The organism is Methylobacterium sp. A54F, from assembly GCF_053346035.1.
Map to the genome: position 1 here is coordinate 129,042 of NZ_JBKFBF010000014.1, position 17,466 is coordinate 146,507.

The 17,466-nt window shown below is 70.5% G+C and carries 14 protein-coding genes; 6 read left to right on the plus strand and 8 right to left on the minus strand.

Features of this window, described 5'->3' with window-relative positions:
* Positions 1 to 13 precede the first annotated feature (13 nt).
* The 5 genes from hpnI (at position 14) to ACLBXP_RS21135 (ending at position 5,228) form a co-directional block, all read left to right on the plus strand.
* Positions 14 to 1,234: a bacteriohopanetetrol glucosamine biosynthesis glycosyltransferase HpnI gene (hpnI, locus tag ACLBXP_RS21115; RefSeq protein WP_447669767.1), complete on the plus strand. Its 1,221-nt coding sequence runs from the start codon at positions 14 to 16 to the stop codon at positions 1,232 to 1,234.
* A gap of 49 nt (positions 1,235 to 1,283) precedes the next feature.
* Complete coding sequence (hpnJ, locus tag ACLBXP_RS21120; protein ID WP_447669768.1) at positions 1,284 to 2,717, plus strand: hopanoid biosynthesis associated radical SAM protein HpnJ; 1,434 nt, start codon at positions 1,284 to 1,286, stop codon at positions 2,715 to 2,717.
* A gap of 116 nt (positions 2,718 to 2,833) precedes the next feature.
* Positions 2,834 to 3,676 (plus strand): hopanoid biosynthesis-associated protein HpnK, encoded by an 843-nt coding sequence (gene hpnK, locus ACLBXP_RS21125; protein WP_447669769.1) that lies wholly within the window; start codon positions 2,834 to 2,836, stop codon positions 3,674 to 3,676.
* 116 nt (positions 3,677 to 3,792) lie between these two features.
* Positions 3,793 to 4,668, plus strand: coding sequence for a YfdX family protein (locus tag ACLBXP_RS21130; protein ID WP_447669770.1), 876 nt, complete (start codon positions 3,793 to 3,795; stop codon positions 4,666 to 4,668).
* 53 nt (positions 4,669 to 4,721) lie between these two features.
* The gene (locus ACLBXP_RS21135; RefSeq protein WP_447669771.1) at positions 4,722 to 5,228 is read left to right on the plus strand and encodes a hypothetical protein; all 507 of its coding nucleotides are present in this window, start codon (positions 4,722 to 4,724) and stop codon (positions 5,226 to 5,228) included.
* Between the two features lie 73 nt (positions 5,229 to 5,301).
* Here ACLBXP_RS21135 and ACLBXP_RS21140 read toward each other — a convergent pair whose 3' ends face one another.
* The gene (locus ACLBXP_RS21140) at positions 5,302 to 7,956 is read right to left on the minus strand and encodes an MMPL family transporter (protein WP_447669772.1); all 2,655 of its coding nucleotides are present in this window, start codon (positions 7,954 to 7,956) and stop codon (positions 5,302 to 5,304) included.
* Positions 7,957 to 8,604: 648 nt separating this feature from the next.
* On the opposite strand from ACLBXP_RS21140, the gene hpnH reads away from it, so the two are divergent.
* Positions 8,605 to 9,768: an adenosyl-hopene transferase HpnH gene (gene hpnH, locus ACLBXP_RS21145; RefSeq protein WP_447669773.1), complete on the plus strand. Its 1,164-nt coding sequence runs from the start codon at positions 8,605 to 8,607 to the stop codon at positions 9,766 to 9,768.
* Between the two features lie 81 nt (positions 9,769 to 9,849).
* On the opposite strand, the gene ACLBXP_RS21150 is transcribed toward hpnH, so the two are convergent.
* From ACLBXP_RS21150 to ACLBXP_RS21180, 7 genes are all read right to left on the minus strand, one after another.
* A complete protein-coding gene (locus ACLBXP_RS21150) occupies positions 9,850 to 10,572 on the minus strand; it encodes a phosphorylase (RefSeq protein ID WP_447669774.1) in 723 nt (240 codons plus the stop codon).
* Positions 10,569 to 12,566, minus strand: coding sequence for a squalene--hopene cyclase (gene shc / locus ACLBXP_RS21155; RefSeq protein WP_447669775.1), 1,998 nt, complete (start codon positions 12,564 to 12,566; stop codon positions 10,569 to 10,571). The genes ACLBXP_RS21150 and shc overlap by 4 nt, the downstream gene beginning before the upstream one ends.
* A 44-nt stretch (positions 12,567 to 12,610) precedes the next feature.
* On the minus strand, positions 12,611 to 13,897 hold the full coding sequence (hpnE, locus tag ACLBXP_RS21160; RefSeq protein ID WP_447669776.1) for a hydroxysqualene dehydroxylase HpnE: 1,287 nt from the start codon (positions 13,895 to 13,897) through the stop codon (positions 12,611 to 12,613).
* Positions 13,897 to 14,751, minus strand: a complete 855-nt coding sequence (gene hpnD / locus ACLBXP_RS21165; RefSeq protein ID WP_447669787.1) for a presqualene diphosphate synthase HpnD — start codon at positions 14,749 to 14,751, stop codon at positions 13,897 to 13,899. The genes hpnE and hpnD overlap by 1 nt, the downstream gene beginning before the upstream one ends.
* A gap of 11 nt (positions 14,752 to 14,762) precedes the next feature.
* Positions 14,763 to 15,668 (minus strand): squalene synthase HpnC, encoded by a 906-nt coding sequence (gene hpnC, locus ACLBXP_RS21170; protein WP_447669777.1) that lies wholly within the window; start codon positions 15,666 to 15,668, stop codon positions 14,763 to 14,765.
* On the minus strand, positions 15,665 to 16,693 hold the full coding sequence (gene hpnA, locus ACLBXP_RS21175) for a hopanoid-associated sugar epimerase (RefSeq protein ID WP_447669778.1): 1,029 nt from the start codon (positions 16,691 to 16,693) through the stop codon (positions 15,665 to 15,667). Before hpnA ends, hpnC begins: the two co-directional genes overlap by 4 nt.
* Before the next feature lie 126 nt (positions 16,694 to 16,819).
* Positions 16,820 to 17,466, minus strand: a 647-nt coding sequence (locus ACLBXP_RS21180; RefSeq protein ID WP_447669779.1) for a transketolase C-terminal domain-containing protein, incomplete at its 5' end; no start/stop codon positions are given.

The window sequence follows — 17,466 nt, forward strand, 5'->3', positions numbered from 1 at the left end:
GAGCGATGCCTCCATGGACCTGAGCTGGAACCTGACCGGGGATCTGAGCTGGACGCTCTCCTGGCTCTCGACGCTCCTCACGGTCCTGGCGCTCGCGGGCTGTCTCTACGGCCTTGCGGCCGCCCACCTCGCGGGCCGCTTCGTCCGCGCGGCCGCGCCCCGCCTGCCCGAGGGCGCCCCGCGCCCCTCGGTGACGCTGCTCAAGCCCCTCTGCGGCATGGAGCCGAACCTCTACGAGAACCTCGCGAGCTTCTGCGAGCAGAACTACGCGGGCCCCGTGCAGGTGGTGTTCGGTGTCCAGAACGTCGCGGATCCGGCGATCGGGGTGGTGCGGCGCCTCCGCGACGCCTTCCCGCAGCTTCGCATCGACCTCGTGATCGATGCCCGCCAGCACGGCTCGAACCGCAAGGTCTCGAACCTGATCAACATGGCCGAGCGCATCGCCCACGACGTGGTCGTCCTCGCCGACAGCGACATGGTGGTCCGGCCGGACTACCTGGAGCGCGTGGTGGCCGAGCTGAGCCAGCCGGGCGTCAGCGGCGTCACCTGCCTGTATCACGGCGTTCCGGCGCATCGCGGCCTGCACGCGCAGCTCTCGGGCCTCGCGATCGACGTGCAGTTCCTGCCGAACGTGGTGATGGGCACGGGCCTCGGCCTCGCCAAGCCCTGCTTCGGATCCACCATCGCGTTCACGGCCGCATCGCTTGCGGAGATCGGCGGCTTCGCGCGCTTCCGCAACGACCTCGCGGACGACTACGCGATCGGCGAGGCGCTGCGCGAGCGCGGTGGCCGCGTCGCGATCCCGGCCTTCACGATCGGGCACACCTGCGTCGACACCGAGCTGTCCGGCCTGTGGCGGCACGAGCTGCGCTGGAACCGCACCATCCGCAACGTCGACCCCGCCGGCTACGCGGGCTCGATCGTCACCCACGCCTTCCCGCTGGCGCTGATCGGCGCGCTTCTCCCGGGCGCCGGCACCTCGGCGCTGGCCGTCGCGGCCCTGGCGCTCGCCTGCCGGATCGTCCTGTGCGTGCGTCTTGAGCGGGCCTTCGGCTGGACGCCCCACGCCTACTGGCTGTTGCCGATTCGCGACATGCTCTCCTTCGCGAACTTCTCGTGGGGGTTCGTCTCGGGGGCGGTGACATGGAAAGGTCACGATTATCGCGTCGTTGCGGACGGGACGCTAATTCCGGAGGCGGGTCTCAGCCGCGATGCTGAAGCGACCTCCGTCTAGTCTTCGCCACGACTTCGCTCCTCTCGCTCTGCACTGAGGCCCCGACCCCATGCGCACGCTCTTCCTCCAGGCTCCGACCTTCGACGGCTTCGACGGAGGCGCCGGCTCCCGCTACCAGGCCAAGCGCGAGATCAAGTCGTTCTGGTACCCGACCTGGCTCGCTCAGCCGGCGGCCCTCGTCGAGAACTCGAAGCTCATCGACGCCCCGCCGCACAAGACCAAGCTCGGCGAGATCACCGGGCAGGCCAAGGACTTCGACATGGTGGTGCTGCACACCTCCGTGCCGTCCTTCAAGTCGGACGTGAAGACGATCGAGGCCCTGAAGGCTGCAAACCCCAACCTCAAGGCCGGCCTGATCGGCGCCAAGGTCGCGGTCGACGCGGCCGGCAGCCTGGCCCAGGCCCCGGTGGTCGACTTCGTGGCCCGCAACGAGTTCGACTTCACCGTCAAGGAAGTCGCCGACGGCGTCGACATGTCCAAGATCAAGGGCCTGTCCTACCGCAACGCCTCGGGGGTCATCGTGCACAACGAAGACCGTCCGATCATGACGGACATGGACCAGCTGCCCTTCGTCACGAGCGTCTACAAGCGCGATCTCGTGATGGAGAACTACTTCATCGGCTACCTGAAGCACCCCTACATCTCGTTCTACTCCGGCCGCGGCTGCAAGAGCCGCTGCACCTTCTGCCTGTGGCCGCAGACGGTCGGCGGGCACACCTACCGCACGCGCTCGGTCGGCCACGTGATCGAGGAGATCAAGTACTGCCTGAAGGCGTTCCCGCAGACGAAGGAGTTCTTCTTCGACGACGACACCTTCACGGACAACCTGCCCCGCGCCGAGGAGATTGCCCGCGAGCTCGGCAAGCTCGGCGTCACCTGGTCGTGCAACGCCAAGGCGAACGTGCCGCGGGAGACCCTGAAGGTCCTGCGCGACAACGGCCTGCGCCTGCTCCTCGTCGGCTACGAGTCCGGCAACCAGCAGATCCTGCACAACATCAAGAAGGGCATGCGCGTCGAGGTGGCGGAGAAGTTCACCAAGGATTGCCACGAGCTCGGGATCGCCATCCACGGCACCTTCATCCTCGGCCTGCCGGGCGAGTCGAAGGAGACGATCCAGGAGACGATCAACTACGCCAAGCGCATCAACCCGCACACCATCCAGGTGTCGCTCGCCGCGCCCTACCCGGGCACGTTCCTGTACAAGCAGGCGGTGGAGAACGGCTGGCTCGACGAGGCGAACGCCGAGCTCGTCGACGAGAACGGCGTGCAGGTCGCGCCGCTGCACTACCCGCACCTGTCGCACACCGAGATCTTCAACTCGGTCGAGGACTTCTACAAGAAGTTCTACTTCCGCGCCCCGAAGATCGCCTCGATCGTCGGCGAGATGGTCCGCTCGCCGGACATGATGAAGCGCCGCCTGCGCGAGGGCGTGGAGTTCTACCACTTCCTCAAGGAGCGCTCGGTCGGCTCCAAGGCCGCCTGACCGCGCCACGAACACGGGAACGCTGGCGGCCGGGCGGAAGCCCGGCCGTTTGCTTTTGATGGCGGCGCGCCGTCCCTCACCGGGGCCCGCCCGCAATTCACCGACGAGGACCTGCCGTGAAGCGCCTGGTGGTGACGGCCGACGATTTCGGGTTGAGCCCTGAGGTGAACGAGGCGGTGGAGCAGGCCCACCGCGACGGCATCCTCACGGCCGCGAGCCTGATGGTCTCGGCCCCCGCCGCGGCCGACGCGTTGGAGCGGGCGCGGCGCCTGCCGGACCTCCGGGTCGGGCTCCACCTCGTTCTGGTCGAGGCGTGGCCGACGCTTCCGGCCTCCGACCTGCCCGATCTTACCGACGCCTCCGGGCTGATGCGCCGCGACATGGAGAGGCTCGGCCTCGACCTCGCCGTGCGACCGTCCGCCCGGCGTCAGCTCGCCGCCGAGATCCGGGCGCAGTTCGAGGCCTTCCGGGCCACGGGCCTGCGGCTCGACCACGTCAACGCCCACAAGCACTTCCACGTCCATCCGCTGATCGCGGGCGCCGTCCTGCGCATCGGCCGGGACTACGGGATGCGGGCCCTGCGGGTGCCGCGGGAGACCCGCGCCGTGCTGCGCCTCGCCGAGCCCGGCGCCGAGCCGCGGCCGGCCCTCGACACGGCGCCCTGGGCGGCGCTCCTCGCGGTGCGCGCCCGCGCCGCTGGGCTCCTCATCCCCGATCGGACCCTCGGTCTCGCCTGGTCGGGCGCCATGACGCCGGCCCGCGTCGCCGGCCTCCTGGCGCACCTGCCGGATGGTTTGACGGAGCTCTACACGCACCCCGCGACAGCCGGCGGCTTTCCGGGCGAGGCCCCGGGCTACGCCTACGCGGCCGAGCGCGACGCGCTGGTCGCGCCCGAGACGCGTGCGGCGCTGGCGGGAAGCGGGGCGCGTACGGGTGGCTTCTCGGATTTCATCGCCTGAGGCCGATGGAACCCGCTCCCGGCCCAGGTGACCGATGACTGATAGCGAGGTTAGGGGTGCTTTTTACCAAGTACTCGATATCGGAACTCTCGACTTTATGAAATCCTTGCCGTTTCATGACTGAATTTTCATGCAACCCGACGGGCGGGGCTTCGTTCTGCCAGAAGAGTCAAGGCACGACGATCGCGCACTTCGGACCGCCGAAGCCGGATGGACTCTCTTTGCACCTTGGAGATCCGGTCATGAAAAATCGAAGCCTGCTTGCCATGTTCCTCGCCGCCTCGACCGTGCTGGGTGGGGCCGCCTACGCTGCCGAACAGGCCGCAGCCACCGCGACGCCGAGCGCCGCTCAACGCGCGGTCGACGCGGATGCACTGAAACTGTCGTCCGACGGCGCCGACGCCTTCCGCGACATGCACCGGGCCCGGGTCGCGATCTTCAACGCGGACCCGGCTCAGGCGAAGGCGCTCGTCGGCAAGGCCCAGGAAGCTCTCGGGAAGGCGAAGACGGATTCGAGCGTCTTCCAGAAGGCCGAGGCCGACCTGCGCGCCCCCAAGACCTCGGACGCGCCGGCGAAGCCGTCGACCACGACCGACCCGTCCAAGCCTTCGGCGTGGCTGCCCATCGACGGACAGATGACCCTGGCCGAGGATTTCGTGGCGACCCCGCAGAAGACGGCCGCCGTCACGGACGCCAACAAGTCCCTCGCGCAGGGCGATCAGAAAGCCGCCTTGGCGAAGCTCAAGCTCGCCGGCATCGACGTGAATTTCACCCTCGCGGTAGCCCCCCTCGACCGCACCGTGGCGGATGTCGATCAAGCCGGGACCCTGATCGGCCAGGGCAAGTTCTACGAAGCCAACGCCGTTCTGAAGCAGGCGGAGGACGGGGTGCGCTTCGACATGATCGACACCACCGCCGTGCCTGTGAAGACGGCCGCCACACCCGCGGGCCAGACCGCCCCGACCGCGGCGGCCAAGCCGGCCACGCACTGAGGAGAGGATGCGAAGCCGCCCGCGGGCGGCTTCGCGAAGCGAGGAGGAGACCCGTGCATATCAGCGCCACTCTCGGGCGGGCGACCTGCGCCGCCGCGATGCTTGCCGTCACCGCCGTGCCCGCGGCGGCCCTCGACTGCGGGAAGCCCGTCGTGCCGAGCCCGGATGCCGATGCCGCTCTGGCCGCCGCGATCCCTGGATCCCAGGTGGACGGGCATTCGGGCCTCGCACTCGGGCCGGCGATCGATCGGCTCTCGAAGGCCGGCATGCCGCCCGCTCTGATCGTCGACCACGCGGTCGCCGCCTATTGTCCGATGGTCGAGCGGGATCAGCGCCTCTCCGCGGCGGGCAAGCGGGAAGCCGTCCGGCGCTTCGCCGCATTGGTCACCGACCTCGCCTACGGCGCGCTCGACCCGAATCAAGCGCAGACGGCCATCCTCCTGACCGTGCCCGTGGACACGGCCCTGGCGGAACGGATCGATGCAGCCGCGATCCAATCGGGACAGAGCCGCGACGCCTGGCTCGTGGAGGCGATCCGAGCCAAGTTGAAGGGCGGCTAGCATCGCGTCCACGTCGCGCGGACAGCGCCGTGGCCGGGCGGTCACCGCCCGGCCGCCCCAAGCCCCCCGGGCTTTACTTGACGGCCGCTGCCTCGCGCCCGGCGGACGCGGTTCCGGACGGTCGCGCGGCGTCCGCGCCCTCGGGGCGCTTCGGGTCGGGCTTGACCGGCGGCGGCCCCAGGAAGGCCGGCACGACGAAGAAGGCGGCCACGAGCGTGAAGAACAGCGACAGGGCGAGGAGCTTGCCCATGCTGGCGGTGCCCGGGTGGCTCGACAGGACGAGCGACCCGAAGGCGGTGCCCGTGGTGAGCGCCGAGAAGAAGATCGCCCGCGTCAGGCTCGAGGCCAGCATGTCGGTCACCCCGGCCCGCCAGGCGATCACGTAGTAGATGTGGAAGGCGACGCCCACCGCCAGCATCAGCGGCAGCGCGATGATGTTGGCGAAGTTGAGCGGCATGCCGACGACGTGCAGCGCCATCAACGTCCACAGCGTCGCGAGGACCAGCGGCCCGAGCGTCATCGCGACGTCCCAGGGTTTGCGCAGGGCCACCGACAGGATGATGAAGATCAGCACCAGCGCGGTCACGCCCGCCTGCACGAAGGCGCCGAGGATGGTGTAGCTCGACGAGGTGGTGGCCACCGGCGCGCCGGTGGCGTGCGGCGCGATGGTCTGCACCTCCTTGGCGAAGCGGCGGAGCACCTCGTCGTCGTTGGAATTGCCCTTCGGGTGAACCTCGATGCGCGTGCGCCCATCGGCGGCGATCCACTCCGCCTTGAGCTGCGGCGGCAGATTGTCGAGGGTGATCTTCTCGGGGTGCAGCAAGCCGCGCAGGCGGGCGAGCAGCGTCTTGAGGTCCGTGGTGAGCGCCACCGAGGCGGCCTCGCGCATCGAGACCGGCGCGTTGGCGAGCTTGTCGAGGGTATCGGCGAGGTCGGCCGCGCTCTTGGCGCCCTTCGCGTCGCCGGTGGCGATGCCGCGGAGCGCTGCGGCCGCCTCCTTCAGGCCCTTGACGTTGTCGGCGTCGGTCGGCGGCGGCGGCTTACGGGCCGGGTTGAGCACCGGGTCGAGCAGCTCGGCGGTCTCGGCGATGGTCGCGAGCTTCTGGTCCTGGTCGCGCGGCACGAAGGTGTCGATGCTGTTGACCGACGAGACCGCCTGGAGGCCGAGCAGCTTCTTCGACATCTCCGGAACGTCCGCCACCGAGGGCGCAAGCACGTCGATGACGTTCGGGCTGGTGGCCGGATCCTTGATGAGGTCGAGGTAGGTCGCGATTGACTCCACCTTCGGGCTGCGCAGGTGCATCGGGTTCGAGTCGAAGGGCAGCTTCCAGAGAAGCGGCAGGCCCGCGAGGGTGATCAGCCCGACCGCGATGAGAACCGGCTTGCGGTTGCGGATGATCCAGGGATCGACGCCCGCGAGCCAGGTGGTCTCCACCGCCTCCTTCTCGCCCCGCGGGCGGAACACCGCGATCAGCGCCGGCAGGAAGGTGAGGGAGAACAGGTAGGCGACGATCATGCCGACGCCGGCGATCAGGCCGAGTTCGGAGACGCCCCGGAAGGTCGTCGGCAGGAAGGCGAAGAAGCCCGCGAGGAGCGAGACGGCGGCGAGCGTCAGCGACCAGCCGACGCCGCGGGCCGCCGCGCGGATCGCGGCCTCCAGGGTCGGCTGCTCGTAGCGGTCCGCCCGGTAGCGCACGGCGAACTGGATGCCGAAATCGATGCCGAGCCCGACGAACAGGGCCGCGAAGGCGACCGAGATCGGGTTCAGCTCACCCACCATCAGGAGCCCGAGCGCGGCCGTCACGATGAGGCCCGCGAAGGTGGTGATCATCACGGCCACGACGAGGGGCGTCGAGCGGAGTGCGAGCCACAGGAACAGCACGATGGCGCCGCCGATGATGCTGTTGTTGAGGAGCGCGTCGTCCGAGAGCGTGGCGAACTCGTCGTCGGCCACCGCGACGGGGCCGGTCAGCCGCACGCGCACGCCGTTCTCGGGCGTGAGCTTCAGCTCCTTCCCGACGTTGCGGATCAGCTTCGTCGCGGCGGCGCCGGGCTCCAGCGCGTTGAAGTCGAGCACCGGCTGGATCATCACGAACTTGCGCAGATCCGTGCTGCGGCTCTCGCCGCCCGAGAGGAGGAGCTGCCATGACATCCGGGCGGGCTCCCCGGCCAGCACCTTCTTGATGGTGCCGTCGATGCGGCCCATCGGCTTGTCGAGGTCCTCGAGCTTGGCATCGCCGCTCTTCACGCCGCGCGCACCGAGACCGAGCACCCGCGCGATGCCGCGCAGCGAGGGATCGGCGGCCAGCGGCCCGAGCAGCCCCTGCTGCTGCGTGAGCTGCTCCATCGTCTTCTCGAGCTCGGCCTGCGGCATCAGCAGGAAGCCGTTCTTGTCGAAGAAGGGGCCGCCGTCGGGACGGTAGACGGTCTCGATCAGGTTCTTGTGGACGGCAAGCGCCTTGGCGAGCTCGTTCGCGGATTCCTCGGCGATCTCCGGCGTCTCGCCATCGATGACGGCGACCACCGTGTTGGTCCGCTGCGGGAACGCCTTCTCGTAGTTGATCTCGTCCTGGCGCCACGACACGCTCGGCTCGATCAGCCGTTCGACGTCGGTGTTGATCCGGAACAGGTGCGCGGCGATGCCGGCGCCGCCCACGGTCAGCAGCGCCACGGCGGCGATCACGACCCAGCGATGCCGGACGGAAAACGCGACGAGTCGTTCGATCACGAGTATCCTACCTACCTGGAACCTGCCCGACGCGCCGGGGGCTCCTCGATGATCCGCGGACCGCCCGGCCATTCGGCGGGCCGCGCCGTCCGATCCCGGGTGCCCGCATCGACCGGGCCTCGAGCGAAGAGCGCAACGCGTGACCGCCGCGCGGCGATGAGCCGGGATGGCACCGGCGCGGAGGCCCGCCGCACCGACCGGGCGAGGACGCACCGGACGCCGCGGCCACGAGCCATCCCCATGGCGCTGCTCACTAAAGCGACGGGCTCCGGAATGCAACGCGCCGGGGGTGCCGATGGTCCTCGAGGGCCTCCGTGCGAAGCACTGAAATCGCATCGCAACATGGCGGTTTTTCGCCGATTCGGCGGCGGCGCCTCCGGTTTGGCGCAGGTCTGGCATGTCGAGAGGCGCCGGCCGGGGACTAGGAAAAGGCACTCCGCCTGGGATATGCGTCAGGCCAGTCCCGCCGTCCGAGCGGCTTGCCTGACCCCGGGCTGTGGCCCCCTTGCGTCAGGCGTCGACAGACTGCGTGCCGGAGCCCCCGAGGGCCGGCGTTTGAGACTCGTTCCAACCTAGATCGCTGGAATTCGTATTTTTTTCGCGCTAAGCAGCCCGACGATCCGGGGCCAACAACGAAGGAGCCGCGTCTTGGGAATTCCCCTCCGGTACGTCGCGAAGATTGGCGGCTACATCCTCAAGCAGCACATCACCGGACGCAAGCGCTACCCGCTCGTCATGATGATGGAGCCCTTGTTCCGCTGCAATCTCGCGTGCGCCGGCTGCGGCAAGATTGATTACCCGGACGAGATCCTGAACAAGCGCCTGCCGGTGGCCGACGCCCTTGAATCCGTTCGCGAGTGCGGTGCACCCGTGGTCGTGATCGCCGGCGGCGAGCCGCTCCTGCACAAGGACCTGCCGCAGATCGTCGAGGGCATCATTGCGCAGAAGAAGTTCGCGATCGTGTGCACGAACGCGCTGCTCCTCGAGAAGAAGATCAAGGAGTACAAGCCTTCGCCGTACTTCACCTGGTCGATCCACCTCGACGGCGACAAGGAGATGCACGACCAGTCGGTGTGCCAGCGCGGCGTCTACGACAAGGCCGTGGCAGCGATCGCGAAGGCCAAGGAGATGGGCTTCCGCGTCACCATCAACTGCACCTTCTTCAACAATTCCTCGGCCGACAAAATCGCCGACTTCTTCGATTCCGTGACCCGCATGGGCATCGACGGCATCACGGTCTCGCCGGGCTACGCCTACGAGCGCGCGCCCGACCAGAAGCACTTCCTCAACCGCAAGGCGACGAAGGAGCTGTTCCGCGGCGTCTTCCGGCACGGCAAGGAGAAGGGCCGCGAGAAGTGGACCTTCCAGCAGTCGGGCCTGTTCCTCGACTTCCTGGCCGGCAACCAGACCTACCACTGCACGCCCTGGGGCAACCCGACCCGAACCGTGTTCGGCTGGCAGAAGCCCTGCTACCTGCTCGGCGAGGGCTACGCCGCCACCTTCAAGGAGCTGATGGAGGAGACGGACTGGGACGCCTACGGCACCGGCAACTACGAGAAGTGCGCCGACTGCATGGTCCACTCAGGCTACGAGGCTTCCTCGGTCGTCGACTCGGTGCGCAAGCCCTGGAAGCCGCTGGTGCACGCGATCCGCGGGATCAAGACCGAGGGCGAGATGGCCCCCGAGGTCAGCCTGGAGAACCAGCGGCCGGCCGAGTTCGTGTTCTCGCGCAACGTCGCCCAGAAGCTCTCCGAGATCAAAGCCTCGGGCGTCGACACCAAGCGCGAGGCCCGGAACCGCACCGCGGCCTGAACGGCTTAGCCAGATCAAACGAAAAGGCCCGCGGCGCTGAGCGCCGCGGGCCTTTTCATGCGAGCTTCGAAGCCGGAGCTATCAGTTTTCCTCGGCCAGCGGCACACCGAGCCCGGCACCGAGCCGCGCGCGGCACCTGCCCAGCACCGCGAAGGCCACATTGGAATCCTGGGCCAAGCGCATGACCTCGCCGACCCGGGCCGTGCCCCGGGCGAGGGCGCCGAGGACCGCCAGGATATCGGGCTCGCCGTCGGGCTTGAGGGCATTCGCCGCGAAAGCCGGCAGCGCCCGCTCGGCCGGATCGCAGATCACGCGCAGGGCGCCGAACGGAAGGCCGTGGCGTCCCGCATAGGCCGCGGCGACATGCGATTCCATGTCGACGGCGGCAGCCCCGGTGCCCGCGCGCAATTCGGCCTTGGCCTCCACCGCGAGGATCGCCGCGTCGACCCCGGCGAGATCGGCCGGGATCACCCTGAGGCCGAGCCCCGAGAGGGCGTTCAGCAGGCTTGCGGAGAGGGCGAGATCCGCGGCGCGGCGGCCATCCGCCGCCACCACGCCGCTGCCGACGATGACGTCGCCGGGGCGAAGGGAGGGATCGAGGCCGCCGGCGATGCCGAAGCTCACAACTGCCCGGCAACCCGGGACCGGGCGCTCGTCCAGGAGGGTGCGCAGGCGCGCCGGGTTGCCGCCGGCGCCGATGGCCTCGACGCCGGGACCGGCGGCCAGGCGGCGCTCCTTGGCGAGGCCGGTCACGGCGAGGACGGGCGCCGACGCGCCCGTGGGGTGGCTCGGCGCCGCGCTCACATCCCGAAGGCGACTTGCCGGGAGTTGCTGCGCTTGAGGTTGCGGTAGCGCGCCATCGCCCAGAGGGGGAAGAACTTCGGATAGCCGTGGTAGCGCAGGTAGAACACCCGCGGGAAGCCGGTGGCGGTGTAGCGCTCCTCGGCCCAGAGGCCGTCCGCCCCCTGCTTGCGGGTCAGGAAGTTGATGCCGCGGGTGACCGCCGGATCCTCGGACTCGCCGGCCGCCATCAGGGCGAGGAGCGCCCAGGCGGTCTGGGAGGCGGTCGACGAACCCGGCTCGAAGGCGGGATCGATCTTGTAGCTCGACGCGTCCTCGCCCCAGCCGCCGTCCGGGTTCTGGATACCGATCAGCCAGGCTACGGCCTTGCGGATCTGTGGGCTCTGCGGATCGACGCCCGCGGCGTTGAGGGCGCAGAGGACCGACCAGGTGCCGTAGATGAAGTTCATGCCCCAGCGTCCGTACCAGCTGCCGTCCTCCTCCTGGTCGTCGAGGAGGTAGGCGACGCCGCGGTCCAGCGCCTTCGAGCTCGCCCGCGTCTCGCCGAGCTGCGAGAGCATGGAGACGACGCGCGCCGTCACGTCAGCGGTCGGCGGGTCGAGGAGCGCGCCGTGGTCCGAGAACGGGATGTGGTTGAGGTACATGTGGTTGTTGTCGGCATCGAAGGCCGCCCAGCCGCCGTCCTTCGACTGCAGCCCCTCCACCCATTCCCGAGCCCGGGCGATGGCGGTGGTGTAGTCGGGCATGTCGGCGACGAGTCCGTGCTGGCGCATGGCGCGGTTCATCGCCATCACCACCACCGCGGTGTCGTCGAGGTCCGGGTAGTGGGCGTTGCCGTACTGAAAGGCCCAGCCGCCCGGCCGGACATGCGGCTTCGCGGCCGCCCAGTCACCCTTGATGTCGAGGACCTGTCGCGGCTTCAGCCAGTCGAGGCCGGCCCGCGCCTGCGCCTCCGCTTCGAGGCTGCCCGCCTCGAGGAGGGCATGGCTCGCCAACGCCGTATCCCAGACCGGCGAGACGCAGGGCTGCACGTAGGCCTCGTGCGGCTTGTCCACGACGAGCTTCTCGATCGCCTCACAGGCGATGCGGACCTGCGGATGATCGGGGCCGTAGCCCATCACCTCGTACATCAGCACCGAATTGACCATGGCGGGGAAGATCGCGCCGAGACCGTCCTCGCCGTTCAGGCGCTCGCTCACCCAGGCCCGCGCCTTCTCCATGGCGCGCTGGCGCCGGCGCTTCGGGAAGAGGTGCTCGGTCTTGTGCAGCACGCGGTCGATCGCGCCGAAGATCGGGGTCCACGGCCACGTCGCGTGCGGGCTACCGGGCCATGAGCGCACGGAATCGGGCGGCGTCACGAAGAGCTCCTGAACGCCGATCCCGCGCGGGTTCCTGGCGCGGGGCTTGGTCGCCTGCAGCACGAAGAGCGGGACCATGACGCAGCGCGCCCAGTAGCTCACCTTGTCGAGGTGGAACGGGAACCACTTCGGCAGGAACATCACCTCGACGGGCATGACCGGCACGGCCGACCACGGCACCTCGCCGAACAGGGCGAGCTGGAAGCGGGTGAAGACGTTGGCGTTCGCAGCCCCGCCGCGGGACAGGATAGCCTCGCGGGCCCGGCGCATGTGGGGAGCCTCGATGTCCTCGCCGATCATCTTGAGCGCGAAGTAGGCCTTCACGCTGCAGCTCATGTCGAAGGGTCCCTCGTGCACCAGGGCCCAGCCCCCGTGCTTGCCCTGCGTGCGCTTGAGGTAGTTGCCGATCTTCGGCTCGATGCCGGGTTTCGGCTTGCTGTCCCGGAACTGATGGAACAGGATGTACTCGGAGGGGATGGTCGCGTCCGCCTCCAGCTCGAAGCAGATGTGACCGTCGGCCTGGGCGAGGCCCGTGAGCGCGCGCGTGGCGCTGGCGATGCCGCGCTCCACGTCGTCGAGGGAAATGTCCTGCGTCTTCGGGCGCTGCAGCGCCTCGACCTTGCTCACTGCCTCTCGCATCGTCCTCGCCCTAGCGGCAACCTGTCTCAGGCCGCCCTCATGCCTCACGCAGCGCCACGACCACGTGTCGCGTCGCACATCACGATCCGCGCGGCTGTGCCGCCCGAGCGGATCGCGCCCTCGATGGTCGAGGGCAGTCCCGTCGCCGTCCAATCCCCGGCCAGCGCCAGGTTGGCGTAGGCCGTCTCCGCCCCGGCGCGCCGCGCGGCCTCGGCCGGCGTTGCGGCAAAGGTCGCACGCTTCTCCTTGACGATCTGCCAGCTTGGCAGTTCCGGAGCAAGATTGCTGAGGGCGGCGATCTCCGACCAGATCTCGCGGGCGAGATCCTCCCGCGGCACGTCGAGGAGGCGGTCGGCACCGCTGATCGTCACCGAGAAGCGGTCCGGATAGGCGAAGAGCCACTCGGTGAGGCCGTTCACCACGCCGAGCAGGAGCGGACTCCCGGGCGGCGGGGCCAGGGCAAAATGGGCGTTGACGATGGAGCGGTAGGCCTGCGGCGCCGCGAGGCCCGGCAGCACCTCGGCCGCGACCCAGGGGGGCAGCGCCAGCACGACCGAATCACCCGGCGCGATCGTCTCGCTTCCGTCCGTGAAGTCGAGGCGCTCGATGCGCTCGGGGGCGAGCCCCAGGCCGCGCAACCGGCGGCCGAACCGGATCTCGGCGCCGCGCCGGCCGAGATAGGCCACGGCCGGATCGACGAAGGCCGCCGACAGGCCCTTCACGGCGACGAGGGGCCGGCACGAGGCGCCGCCGGCACCCAGCGTTTCCCGCAGGATGCGCGCGGCGAGCCCCACGTCGCTCTCGCGGGGGTCGGTGTTGAGGGCGGCGAGCAGCACCGGATGCCAGAGGCGCTCGTAGAGGAGGCCCGAGCATTCCATGCGCTCGCCGATGGTGCCGGCCGCGCCCTCGGCCTTGCCGGCTGCGGCGCGCAGGAGGCTCAGCGGCGCGAGGTAGTCGCGGGCACGCGTGCCCGGCACGCGGCGGCCGGGGGCCAGCACCCACCAGGGCAGGCGGCCCGCGTTGGGGCGCAGGGTCCAGCGCTCGCCGCTCTTCAGGTCGGCGAAGTCGAACGCCGCCGCGTCGGGCCCCTCCAGGGCGTCGGCCGGCGCCCCGATCGTGCGCATGAAGCCGAGGGCGTCGGTGTTGCCGGAGAGGAGGAGGTGGTTGCCGTTGTCGATGGTGAGCCCGAGGCTCGGGTCGTAGTAGGAGCGGCAACGCCCGCCCGCCTGCTTGGCGGCCTCGTGCAGCACCACCCGCTGGCCGCGCTCCGCGAGGGCGACCGCGGCCGCCAGGCCCGCGAGGCCCGCTCCGACGACGTGACTGACCGGCATCAGACGATCCCGTGCCGGAGCGCGACGCCGAGGAGGGCGAGCTTGCCCGGTTTCACCCGGGCCCGCGGGGGCGCCCAGCCCCGCCGGAGCAGGGCGTCGAGGTAGAGCCGGTAGGCGGCGGCCATCAGGCGGGCGGCCTTCGTGGCCCGGCGGGGCGAGCGGCCGATGATCTCCCAGGTCGCCCGGTAATGGGCGTCGGCCTCGGCCGCCACGGCGGCGCAGACCTCGCCGATGCGCGGGTGCCTCACCGCCTCCATGGGCGTCGGCGCGGTCAGGCCGATCCGTGCCAGCGCCTCCCGGGGCAGGTAGAGGCGGCCGCGCTCCGCATCCTCGTCGATGTCGCGCAGGATGTTGGTGAGCTGCAGGGCGCGGCCCTGGTGCCAGGCGAGGCGCACGCCGTCGTTCTCCGGCATGCCGAAGATCCGAACCGACAGGCGTCCGACGGCGCTGGCGACGCGGTCGCAGTAGAGGTCGAGGGTGGCGGCGTCGGGCGCCACGATGTCCTCGAACGCGTCCATCGCCATGCCGTCGATGACCGCGTGGAAGTCCTCGCGCCGGAGGTCGTAGCGGCGCACCGGGACCACGAGGTCCTGGACGCGGGCGGGGGGGCGGCCGGCGTAGAGGGCGTCGATGTCGGCCCGCCAGCGGTCGAGCTCGGCCGCGCGAATCTCTGCGGCGTCCCCGTCGTCGGCGACGTCGTCCACGGCCCGGCAGAAGGCGTAGACGGCGTACATCGCCTCGCGCCGGTCCTTCGGCAGCAGGCGCATGGCCGTGTAGAAGGAGGAGCCCTTGGCCGGCAGGGCCGGGGCCTCGGCGCCGGGGGCGTCCGTCAGGGGCGTCGCGGTGGCGCTCATCTGGGGGCCGCTCATGGGTAGACCTTGGGCGTGGCGCCGGCAGCCGCCGCGCGCAGCGCCCGGCCCCGGAGGGGACGCCCGGCGAGGGTCGCCAGGATGCCGCCGAGGGCGGTCAGGGCGAAGGCGGCTTTGCCGTGGTGCACAGCCTCGGAGAGGGGATCGCGGTCGAGGAGGCCGCGGGCCAGCACGACCGCGAGACGGTGGATCGCGGCGATCTCCAGGGACAGGCGCAGGTCGTCGATCAGGTCGGGCAGCACGGCGCCGGCCTCGAGGAGGACGAGGGTGCGCTCGGCCAGATCGCGGATGACGGCGCGCAGGGCCGGCGTCGCCCGCTCGGCCCCGAGCATCGCGACGGTGGCGCCGTGGCGGGCCAGAGCGTCCTCGGGGATGTAGACCCGGTCGAGCGTGCGGAAATCCTTCCCGCAATCCTGCAGGTGGTTGATGATCTGGAGCGCCGCGCAGATCGCGTCGGAGGCACCCCAGACCCGGGCGGGGTCCTCCCCGTGCACGTCGAGGACGTAGCGGCCGACCGGCATCGCCGAGTAGCGGCAATAATGGATCAGCTCGTCCCAGGTCGCGTAGCGGCCCTTGCGCGCGTCCATCCGGAAGGCGTCGAGGAGTTCGAGGGCGTGGCGCGGCGGCAGCCCGCGGGCGGCGAGCTCCTGCTTCAGGGGCGCCACGGCAGGGTCGGCCGGGCCGGTGCCCCGCAGGCCGTCGGCGAGCGCGTCGAGGAGGGCGAGCTTGCGCTCGGGCGACAGGTCCGCGTGGTCCGCGACGTCGTCGCCCGCCCGCACGTAGTTGTAGAAGGCGAGGATCGCCCCGCGGTGGCGCGGGTGGATCAGGTGCGAGGCCACGGGGAAGTTCTCGTCCCGGTGGCCCTTGCCCGAGCGGGCCTCGGTGGCGGTGGAGAGGCTCATCCGAGATACCCCGCCTGGCGGAACCAGCCGATCGCGTCGGCGAGGCCCTCGCGGTAGGGACGGGCGGTGTAGCCGAGCTCCGCGCGGGCCTTCGCGTCGGAGAAGAACATCCGGTAGCGCGACATGCGGATGCCGTCGATCGTCGCGAAGGGGGCCTTGCCGGTGACCCGGGCCATCTGCTCCGCGAAGAAGGCGATCGGGTAGACCACGGCCCGCGGCAGGTTCACGGTGGGGGGCTTGCGCCCGACCAAGCCGGCGATGTCCGCCAGCATCTGCGAGAGCAGGACGTTCTCGCCGCCGAGGATGTACTTCTCGCCCGTGCGCCCCTTGCGCAGGGCGAGGAGGTGACCGGCGGCGACGTCGTCCACGTGCGCGAGGTTCAGGCCGGTGTCGACGAAGGCGGGCATGCGGCCGAGCGCGGCCTCCTGGATGATCCGCCCGGTGGGGGTCGGCTTGACGTCCCGGGGGCCGATCGGCGTCGAGGGATTGACGATGACGGCCGGCAGGCCCTGGCTCGCGACCAGCTCGTCCACCACCCGCTCGGCCACCACCTTGCTGCGCTTGTAGGCGCCGATGGCGGTCTCGGGCGTGAGGGGTTGCGTCTCGTCGGACGGTGTCACCCCGTCGGCCGGCGGCCGGATGGTGGCGACGCTCGACGTGTAGACGATTCGCTCGATGCCGGCCCGCAGGGCCTCGGTCATGAGGATGCGGGTGCCGTCCCGGTTCGTCCGGACGATCTCCTCCATGTCCGGCGCCCACAGGCGGTAGTCGGCCGCGGCGTGGATCAGGTAGCGCTGGCCCCGGAGGGCGGCCGCGACGGCCTGGGCGTCGCGCATGTCGCCCTCGACGATCTCGACGTCGGTCCACGTCAGGTTGGTGCGCGGGCTCGTCGCCCGCACCATGACGCGGACCGGGAAGCCGGCCTTGCGGAAAACGTCGACCAGGGCCGCCCCGAGGAAGCCGCTCGCGCCGGTGATCAGCACGGGGCCGGGATCGGAGGGGCTCGTCGCAGTCGCCTCGGGCATCACGCTCGCATCGTCGCGGAGAAGCGGCGCCCGGGGATCGGCCGATCCCCGGGCGCGCCGCGCGCTTGTGTCATCGAATCAGAACCGGGACAAGGATGCGGCGGCCACACGGGCCGCCGGGCGCCCTCAGGCGAGGCGCAGGCGCGAGGAGCGCCCGTCCTGCCGGCCTTCCTGGCGTGCCGGCAGGGCGTCGGCGACGGCCTTGAGGATGCCGGCGGCGTCGAGGCCGGCCTCGGCGTACATCCGGTCCGGGCTGTCGTGGTCCTGGTAGGCGTCCGGCAGCGTCAGCGTCCGCACCCGGACCCGGCCCGCGTCCAGCGCGCCTCGGCTCGCCAGCAGATGCAGAACCATCGCACCGAAGCCCCCCGTCGAGCCCTCCTCCAGCGTCACCAGGACCTCGTGGCTGCCCGCAAGATCCAGCACCAGATCCGCGTCCAGCGGCTTGGCAAACCGCGCGTCCGCCACCGTCACGCCGACCCCCGACGCCTCCAGCTGGTCGGCCGCCTTCAGGGCCTCCCCGAGCCGCGTGCCCAGCGACAGAAGCGCCACACGCGCCCCCTCCGGACGCCGGACCACCCGGCCCCGCCCGATCGGCAGGGGCTCGCCCCGCTCCGGAAGGTCGATCCCCACGCCCTCGCCCCGCGGGTAGCGCAGCGCGATCGGCCCCGCATCGTGCGCGTGGGCGGTCGCCACCATGTGCACCAGCTCCGCCTCGTCGGCCGCCGCCATCACCGTCATGTTCGGCAGGCAGCACAGATACGCCAGGTCGAACG

Coding starts and splice junctions, on each gene's coding strand:
- hpnI (WP_447669767.1), top strand. CDS start 14: ATGGACCTGAGCTGGAACCTGACCGGGGATCTGAGCTGGACGCTCTCC.
- hpnJ (WP_447669768.1), top strand. CDS start 1,284: ATGCGCACGCTCTTCCTCCAGGCTCCGACCTTCGACGGCTTCGACGGA.
- ACLBXP_RS21130 (WP_447669770.1), top strand. CDS start 3,793: ATGACTGAATTTTCATGCAACCCGACGGGCGGGGCTTCGTTCTGCCAG.
- shc (WP_447669775.1), bottom strand. CDS start 12,566: ATGCGAGAGGCAGTGAGCAAGGTCGAGGCGCTGCAGCGCCCGAAGACG.
- hpnE (WP_447669776.1), bottom strand. CDS start 13,897: ATGCCGGTCAGTCACGTCGTCGGAGCGGGCCTCGCGGGCCTGGCGGCC.
- hpnD (WP_447669787.1), bottom strand. CDS start 14,751: ATGAGCGCCACCGCGACGCCCCTGACGGACGCCCCCGGCGCCGAGGCC.
- hpnC (WP_447669777.1), bottom strand. CDS start 15,668: ATGAGCCTCTCCACCGCCACCGAGGCCCGCTCGGGCAAGGGCCACCGG.
- hpnA (WP_447669778.1), bottom strand. CDS start 16,693: ATGCCCGAGGCGACTGCGACGAGCCCCTCCGATCCCGGCCCCGTGCTG.